9 protein-coding genes are annotated in these 6,773 nt (G+C 69.6%); 8 read left to right on the forward strand and 1 reads right to left on the reverse strand.

Annotated elements, in window-relative coordinates; all coding sequences use genetic code 11:
* Window positions 1-30 precede the first annotated feature (30 nt).
* The 8 genes from M8330_RS21465 to M8330_RS21490 all read left to right on the forward strand — a co-directional run bounded on the left by M8330_RS21465 (window position 31) and on the right by M8330_RS21490 (window position 5,866).
* Window positions 31-300, forward strand: coding sequence for a hypothetical protein (locus M8330_RS21465; protein ID WP_250054720.1), 270 nt, complete (start codon window positions 31-33; stop codon window positions 298-300).
* A 4-nt stretch (window positions 301-304) separates the two neighbouring features.
* A complete protein-coding gene (locus M8330_RS21470) occupies window positions 305-1,684 on the forward strand; it encodes an FtsK/SpoIIIE domain-containing protein (protein WP_250829017.1) in 1,380 nt (459 codons plus the stop codon).
* 1 nt (window position 1,685) lies between these two features.
* Window positions 1,686-2,003 (forward strand): WhiB family transcriptional regulator, encoded by a 318-nt coding sequence (locus tag M8330_RS22815; RefSeq protein ID WP_372490288.1) that lies wholly within the window; start codon window positions 1,686-1,688, stop codon window positions 2,001-2,003.
* 124 nt (window positions 2,004-2,127) lie between these two features.
* Window positions 2,128-3,204: a replication initiator gene (locus M8330_RS21475; protein WP_250829018.1), complete on the forward strand. Its 1,077-nt coding sequence runs from the start codon at window positions 2,128-2,130 to the stop codon at window positions 3,202-3,204.
* Between the two features lie 195 nt (window positions 3,205-3,399).
* Entirely contained in the window at window positions 3,400-3,534 is a 135-nt protein-coding gene (locus M8330_RS22255) for a hypothetical protein (protein ID WP_284705060.1), read from the forward strand.
* A gap of 78 nt (window positions 3,535-3,612) precedes the next feature.
* The gene (locus M8330_RS21480; protein WP_250828666.1) at window positions 3,613-3,897 is read left to right on the forward strand and encodes a helix-turn-helix domain-containing protein; all 285 of its coding nucleotides are present in this window, start codon (window positions 3,613-3,615) and stop codon (window positions 3,895-3,897) included.
* 132 nt (window positions 3,898-4,029) lie between these two features.
* The gene (locus M8330_RS21485) at window positions 4,030-5,031 is read left to right on the forward strand and encodes a site-specific integrase (protein ID WP_250829019.1); all 1,002 of its coding nucleotides are present in this window, start codon (window positions 4,030-4,032) and stop codon (window positions 5,029-5,031) included.
* Window positions 5,032-5,338: 307 nt separating this feature from the next.
* Window positions 5,339-5,866 carry a hypothetical protein gene (locus M8330_RS21490; protein WP_250829020.1) on the forward strand — a complete coding sequence of 176 codons (528 nt, stop codon included), beginning with the start codon at window positions 5,339-5,341 and terminating at the stop codon, window positions 5,864-5,866.
* 223 nt (window positions 5,867-6,089) lie between these two features.
* On the opposite strand, the gene M8330_RS21495 is transcribed toward M8330_RS21490, so the two are convergent.
* A complete protein-coding gene (locus M8330_RS21495; RefSeq protein WP_250829021.1) occupies window positions 6,090-6,464 on the reverse strand; it encodes a hypothetical protein in 375 nt (124 codons plus the stop codon).
* Window positions 6,465-6,773: the final 309 nt, after the last annotated feature.

The following is a 6,773-nucleotide window of genomic DNA, read 5'->3' on the forward strand; positions in this document are numbered from 1 at the left end:
CCTCACCGTCACCGTCCCGGTGATGAACCGATGAGCCGCGCGGGAGCCCCTCGGGAGTGGCTCATGTTCACCGGCATCCGCAACAGCGAGGACGCAGCAGCCGAGCTCATCCGCCTGGTCAAGCGCATCGACGAGGCCGGCGACCTCGTCCAGTACGTCCTCCGCAACCTCGCCGGCTGCCCGTCGGACGACACCGAGGAGATGCTCCGCGTCGCCCGCTCGGCCATCACCGAGGCGATCGAGAACCTCCAGGCCGCCGCCGGCGAGCTGCGCCGTTGCCCCGACCCGGACGTGGCGTGACGTCATGCGTGCGCTGAAGGAGATCAGGTCGTGGGGACGCAGCATGCTCGGCGTCGCGCGGTGGCAGCCCGGCGTCCTCGTCGTGGTCGTTGCTGCCGTGTGGCTGGCCCGCCCGCCGGTACCGGTGCTCGCCACGCTGGCCTGCGGTGTGGTCGCGACGGCGGTAGGCCTCCGTTGCTGGGCACTCACACGACCGGTCTCCTTCGGCCGCGCCACGGCACTCCCCCGCACGTGGTGGTGGCGCCGTCAGGTCCGCGAGGTCTGGCCCGACGTCGCCGCCGCCCGCGGACTGGATGTTCATGGGCTTCCCGAGCTGCGCACCATTGCCGGTCTTTGGCCGCACCTGCGCGTCACCGTCCGCCCCGTCCGCGGCCAGATGGTCGAGGACTACGAGGCCGCCGGCCCCGCGCTGCAGACCGCCCTCGGCGTCGCCCGGGTCCGCTGTGAACCTCGAGGGTTCCGCGACATCGTCCTGCACCTCACCGTCGGCGACGAGCTGCGACGCCCGTTCCCGGCCACGGCACGGGCCGACGTCCTCGACCTGTCGTCGCTGCCGCTGGGCCGCACCGAACGCGGCGAGACCTGGCGGCTCTCCCTCGGCCCGCACACCCTGGTCGCCGGCTCCTCCGGTGCAGGCAAGGGGTCGGTGTTCTGGTCGCTCGCCTTCGCCCTGGCCGGCGCCGTCTTCGACGGACGCGTGCTGCTGCACGGCATCGACCTCAAGGGCGGCATGGAGATACTCATGGGCCGCGAGCTGTTCAGCACCACAGCCACCGACGCGGGCTCCGCCGTCGCCTCCCTCGAGCACCTCGTCACCCTGATGCGCGACCGGAACGCGGTCTACGCCGGCAAGGTCCGCAGCCACCGGGCCAGCCAAGACGAGCCGCTGCACGTCGTGATGATCGACGAGCTCGCGGCCCTCACCGCCTACAGCACCGAGCGCGACCTGCAGCGCCGGGCCGAGGCCGCGATCAACCTGCTCTGCTCCCAGGGGCGCGCGACAGGCTTCGTGGTCATCGCCTGCCTCCAGGACCCCCGCAAGGAGGTCATCCCCTCCCGTGGACTGTTCACCCAGACCGTCGGCCTCCGGCTCAAGGACGCCTCCGAGACAGCCATGGTCCTCGGCGACGCGGCCGCAGCCACCGGTGCCTCCTGCCACCGCATCACCCGCGACGTCCCCGGCACCGCCTACGTCGTCCCCGAGGACGGCGGCCCCGCACTGCGAGTCCGCGCCGGCTACGCCAGCGACGACGCCATCCGCGACGTCGCCCAGCGATTCGCCACACCCGTCCTGCTCGACGTGCCGCCGTTGGTCTCGGACGACCTGGGACGCCGGCCGCGCCGACCTTCCCGCGAGACCAGCACCGACCAGGAGGCGAGCTGACGTGCACCACCAGACCACCACCTCGCAGCCAGCTGCTCTGGGGACCGAGCCGGCGTGGCTTGCTGAGGCCCGGTGCCGCGACGCCGCCGACCTGCCATGGATCGCTGAGCCCGCTACTCGCAGCCTCGACCAGCGCTTGGAGATGGCCGGCATGTGCCTGACCTGCCCCGTCAGCCACGACTGCGAGCGAGCAGCCCTCGAGCTCGAGGTCACCTCCGGTTTCTGGAACGGCCGCGACCGCACGCCGCTCCCCCACCACTGCCACGCCCATGCCCCGCGGCACGACTCAGGGCCCGAGCACGGATGGGGTGCCGCATGATCGACCGCGGCATCACCACCGACACCCTCCGCGACCTCGCACAGCACCACGGTGTGTGCGTGCGTCCCGTGGTCCACGAGGTTGCCGACACCGTGACCGGCCAGCTGCACCTGGTCTCCACCCCGTGCGGCGCGACCTGGCGTCCAAGTGCGAGCCGTGTGCCCGCCGCAACCGCGTCCTGCGGATGCAGCAGTGTCGCGAGGGCTGGCACCTCCAGGACGAGCCCGAGGCCCCGTCCGCCGACGACGAGGACAACGACCTGGACGTCCCGGACACCGCCAAGCCCACCGAGCCGGAGCCCACAGACACCGGCGACCGCCGCGTCCGCTCCACCCGTCGCCGGCAGGACGCCCCGGACCTCCCCCGCGTCCCGATGGACCACCGCACCATCGGCCAGACCTTCACCGCACCCAGCGGCCGCACCTACCGACCCTCGATGTTCGTCACCTTCACGCTGCCCTCCTACGGCCGCGTGCGCCCTGATGGCACCCCGGTCGCGCCGGCCCGGTACCACTACCGTCGCGCTGCCCTGGACGCGTTGCACTTCCCCAAGCTCATCGACCGCGTCTGGCAGAACCTCCGCCGCTGCACCGGCTACCAGGTCCAGTACTTCGCCGTCATCGAGGCCCAGCGCCGCCTCGCACCACACCTGCACACCGCGCTGCGGGGAGCGATCCCCCGCGAGCTGCTCCGCCAGGTCGCCTCGGCCACGTACCAGCACGTGTGGTGGCCACCCTTCGACGTCGTCCGCTATCCCCAGCACGCCCTCCCCGACTGGGACGGCGCCGACTTCGTCGACCCCGACACCGGCACCCCACTGCCCACCTGGCACCAGGCCCTCGACAGCCTCGATCAGCAGGGCCATGCTGCGACCCCCGCGCACACCCTGCGGCTGGGCAAGCAGATCGACATCCAGGGCATCGTCGCCGACGAGGACGACGCCGACCGCCGCGTCGCCTACCTGACCAAGTACCTCGGCAAGAGCCTGTCCGAGCCCGCCACCCCCGGCACCCACCTGACCCGCCGGCAGCGCGCCCATGTCGACCGACTCCTGGCAGAGCTGCGGTGGCTGCCCTGCTCTCCACGTTGCTGGAACTGGCTGCGCTACGGCGTCCAGCCTGACGGTGCCACCGACGAGGCTCTCCCGGGGTCCTGTCCCGGTAAGGCCCACGACGAGCAGCACCTCGGCTGCGGCGGATGACGGGTCCTGGTCTCGCGGCGGTGGACCGGCAAGACCCTCACCGACCACCGCGCCGACCGCGCCGACGTCGTCCGTCAGACCCTCGAGGCCGCCGGCATCGACTCCGTCGAGCTCGACCGGCTCGCCGCGGACACCAAACGAGCTGATGGCCGGCCTCGCTACGAGTGGCGGCTGTGGAATGCCCACGACGCCCCGGTGCCGGTGTACCGGATCGTGCTCACCCGCTCCATCGCCGAGCGCATCCGCTGGCAGGCCGACTACCAGTCCGCGAAGGCCCAGCTCGGCCTCGCGACCGCAGCCCCGTCGACCGGACCTCCCGCGTCCTCCTGACAACCCGCAGACCATCCCCACGTCAGGAGGACGCCCCCACCACCGGGCCTCCCCCACCTACTCATCTCGGGAGCCCTCATGGACTACCTCTTCAACCTCGACACCGCCCGCCAGGCCGTGGACGACGTCGACGGCACCGTCACCATCAAGCCCAACGTCTGGCTCCTCACCGCCGACGACATGCCCCCCATGCTCTTCACGCCCGAGGACGTCGCCCGCCTCCTCCACGTCGGCCGGCCCATGGTCTACAACCTCATGAACTCCGGCGAGCTCCGCTCCATGAAGGTCGGCCGCTGCCGCCGCATCTCCGCACGCGCCCTCGCCGACTACGTCGCCGCCATGGATCAGGACGCCTTCCAGTGAACCGGCAAGCCGCCAACGGAGAGGGGGCGATCTACAAACGGCACATGGCAGGGACAGACCTACGTCACCGACACCAACGGGGTCCGCAAGCGCAAGACCGTCAGCGCCCGCACCAAGCGGGAGGCCCAGGGCATGCTGGATGCCCTCATCAAGGCCGAGCGTCAGGGCAAGCGCCAGACCCCGGCCGATCTGAACGTCGCCAAGTTCCTCAACGAGTGGCTCGACCAGATCGTCGGCCACCGCGTCCGACCCACCACGCTCAGCACATACCGGCACATGGTCACCACCTACCTGATCCCGGGCCTGGGTAAGACCCGGCTGGAGCAGCTGAACCCACGCCAGATCCGCTCCTTCTACGACGCCCTGCGCAAGAAGCAGACCGGCGCGCGGACGATCACCTACGTCCACGCCACCCTCCGGGCTGCACTCGAGGACGCCGTCCGGGAAGAGATCATCGAGCGCAACCCGGCCAAGCTCGTGAAAGTCACCCAGCCCGCTAAGAAGGAGATCCGCCCGCTCGATCTTGACGAGGTCCGGCGGCTCGTGGCTTTCCACCGGGAGGACCCGTACTACCCGATGCTCGTCCTGTTCACCACGCTCGGACTACGGCGCAGCGAAGCCCTCGGCCTGATGTGGGCCGACGTCGACCTTCCCGGCGGCTCGCTCGAGATCCGGCGCGGCCTGCACCGCATCGACGGCGAACTGGTGGCCCTGCCCACCAAGACCGCCCGCTCCCAGCGCACCATCCCGCTCCCCGCCCTCGTCGTCGAGGCACTCACGGAGCAGCGCGAGCGCCAGGCCGAGCTCAAGAAGCTGCACGGCGCCGACTGGCAGAAGACCGGGCATGTGCTCACCACCGGTTTTGGGACGCCGTTCGACCCCCGCAACACCACCAGGATCGTCCAGGCCTGCTGCCGACGGGCCGGCGTCCGCGTCGTGCGTCTCCACGACTTCCGGCACGGGTGCGCATCCCTGCTCCTCGGAGCTGGCGTCCCACCACGCACCGTCATGGAGATCCTCGGCCACTCCAGCCTCGAGATGACCATGAACACCTACGGTCATGTCACCCACGCGGACCGACGGACAGCGATCGATGGTCTCGGCGAGGCATTGGGCGCCTCCCCCCTCGAATAGAAGCACGCAGGGCGGGGCGGCCCTGATCCTTGGAGTGCACCTCGGGAGCGCACTGTCAGGTCGATTCGCAATCAGCCTCGATCAGCCGGCTATCCGCCGGCTCCTACGAGGTCAGTCCGGCCTAAGGCCCGGGTCGATCTTGAAAATGATCTTGAGGTCCTCGTTAGGGGTGCCCAGCACTGCCGGGCTCCCCCTCCGCATAGCGGTGCGAGAAGTGGAGCGGATCTCGCCGCACGATCGAGCGGGTAGGTGCCCGCACATGCCGATGTGCGGTGGGGGTGTCCAGCGGCTCGCATAGTCTCTGCGCGTGCCTGCGAACGACATCGTCACCGTTGCGACTAACGCCGGAATGCTCGCTCTCTGGAGGTCGTCAGCTTTCGCCGATGTCGATGGCTACGAGGCGTGGGAGAAGCGAGTCAACGATCGTCTTGCTGACGCGATCCAGTCCGGAGAACTGGTTCCCATCGGCATCCAGAGTGACGGCGCATGGGGCGTGCGCCTCGCGGTTGCCCCCGACGCTGCGACGGAGCGAGAGGCCGCTTACACGGTCGTCACCAGCGAGCCCTACCTCCTCGTTGCGGACGGCAGCCCACTTGTCCTCAGCGGAGTCGAAACCGTCGGCAACCCCTCAGTAAGTCCTGTGAGCCTGTCCTTGCCCGAGGGCAGGTACGCGGTCCGCACCAAGATCATCGCGTGGGACGAGGAGCCGGGAGCGCGTGACTCCTCTGGCAAGCCAGGACCGAATGCCTTGGCTGACTTCCTGGTACTTGTTGGGCCGTCCGAGGGAGGCGAGTACTTCCGGACCAGCGATCTGACGTTCGACATGCCGGGGTGAGAAGCGTGCACTCATCTGCCGCTGGTCGGACGGTTGGTCATCCGGGTAGCGAGTGGAGCCGGTCGCCGGCTGCGCTCCGCTTGACGGGGTCGGCGGTGCGGTTGAGGCGCTGACGGACGAGCTCGAGGAGGGTGCTCATCCGGCGCCGGTTTGCGGCGGTCCCGCGACGGCGTTCGAGCATCTGCCGAACGGTGGCGGATCTGCCGGTGCGCGGATGCCCGGATCAGGGCTGATAGACGATGCGGAAGCGGTAGTCGAGTTCACGTCGGAGGCTGCGGATCAAGCGGGCCGCTTCTGCGTCGATCCTCGCAGTCCTCGGACCTTGAGACGCCCGACCCCACTCCACGATGTCGCTCGCGAGTTCTTGACTGACGCTCCACTCGCGAACCAGTTCGTCGCCGTCGACGAAGATCAGGCCGTCCTCGCTCCACAAGGGGACATCGACACTGTCCTCAGACATGAAGCGGATCAACGACCCCTCGCTCGGCCCTTCCCAGGCCTGGTCGTCATCCTCGGCCCCATGACCCCCGGGAGGAACCGCATACCAGCCGGCTCGACCATCGGGGGACATGATCCGGTCAGGCGGGAGCTCTCGCATGCTCACATTCTTCATCCGTGATGGCTGAGCCTCCGGCGAACCCAATAACTGACCGGAACTCGTGGGTCGCAAGTGTGACTAGGTGCGTCCCGAGCGGCCTTGCCAGTTGCCGGGCCCGCCGATGAGCGCATCGTCTGACAGTCAGTTGATGAGATCAATTCCCACCTCGGCTAGTAGCGCTGCCGCGTCAGCGACCTCTCCACCGATCCTGGTGCGGGCTGTCGCGGGTGTGCGCTCGGGTGCCGAGTCTAGTTGCGGGGACGTCAGGCGGCGTCGGCGTCGGTCGTGGTTGACCGGCCGGTGCGGACG

This window comes from Nocardioides bruguierae, from assembly GCF_023656415.1.
Classification (GTDB): Bacteria; Actinomycetota; Actinomycetes; order Propionibacteriales; family Nocardioidaceae; genus Nocardioides; species Nocardioides bruguierae.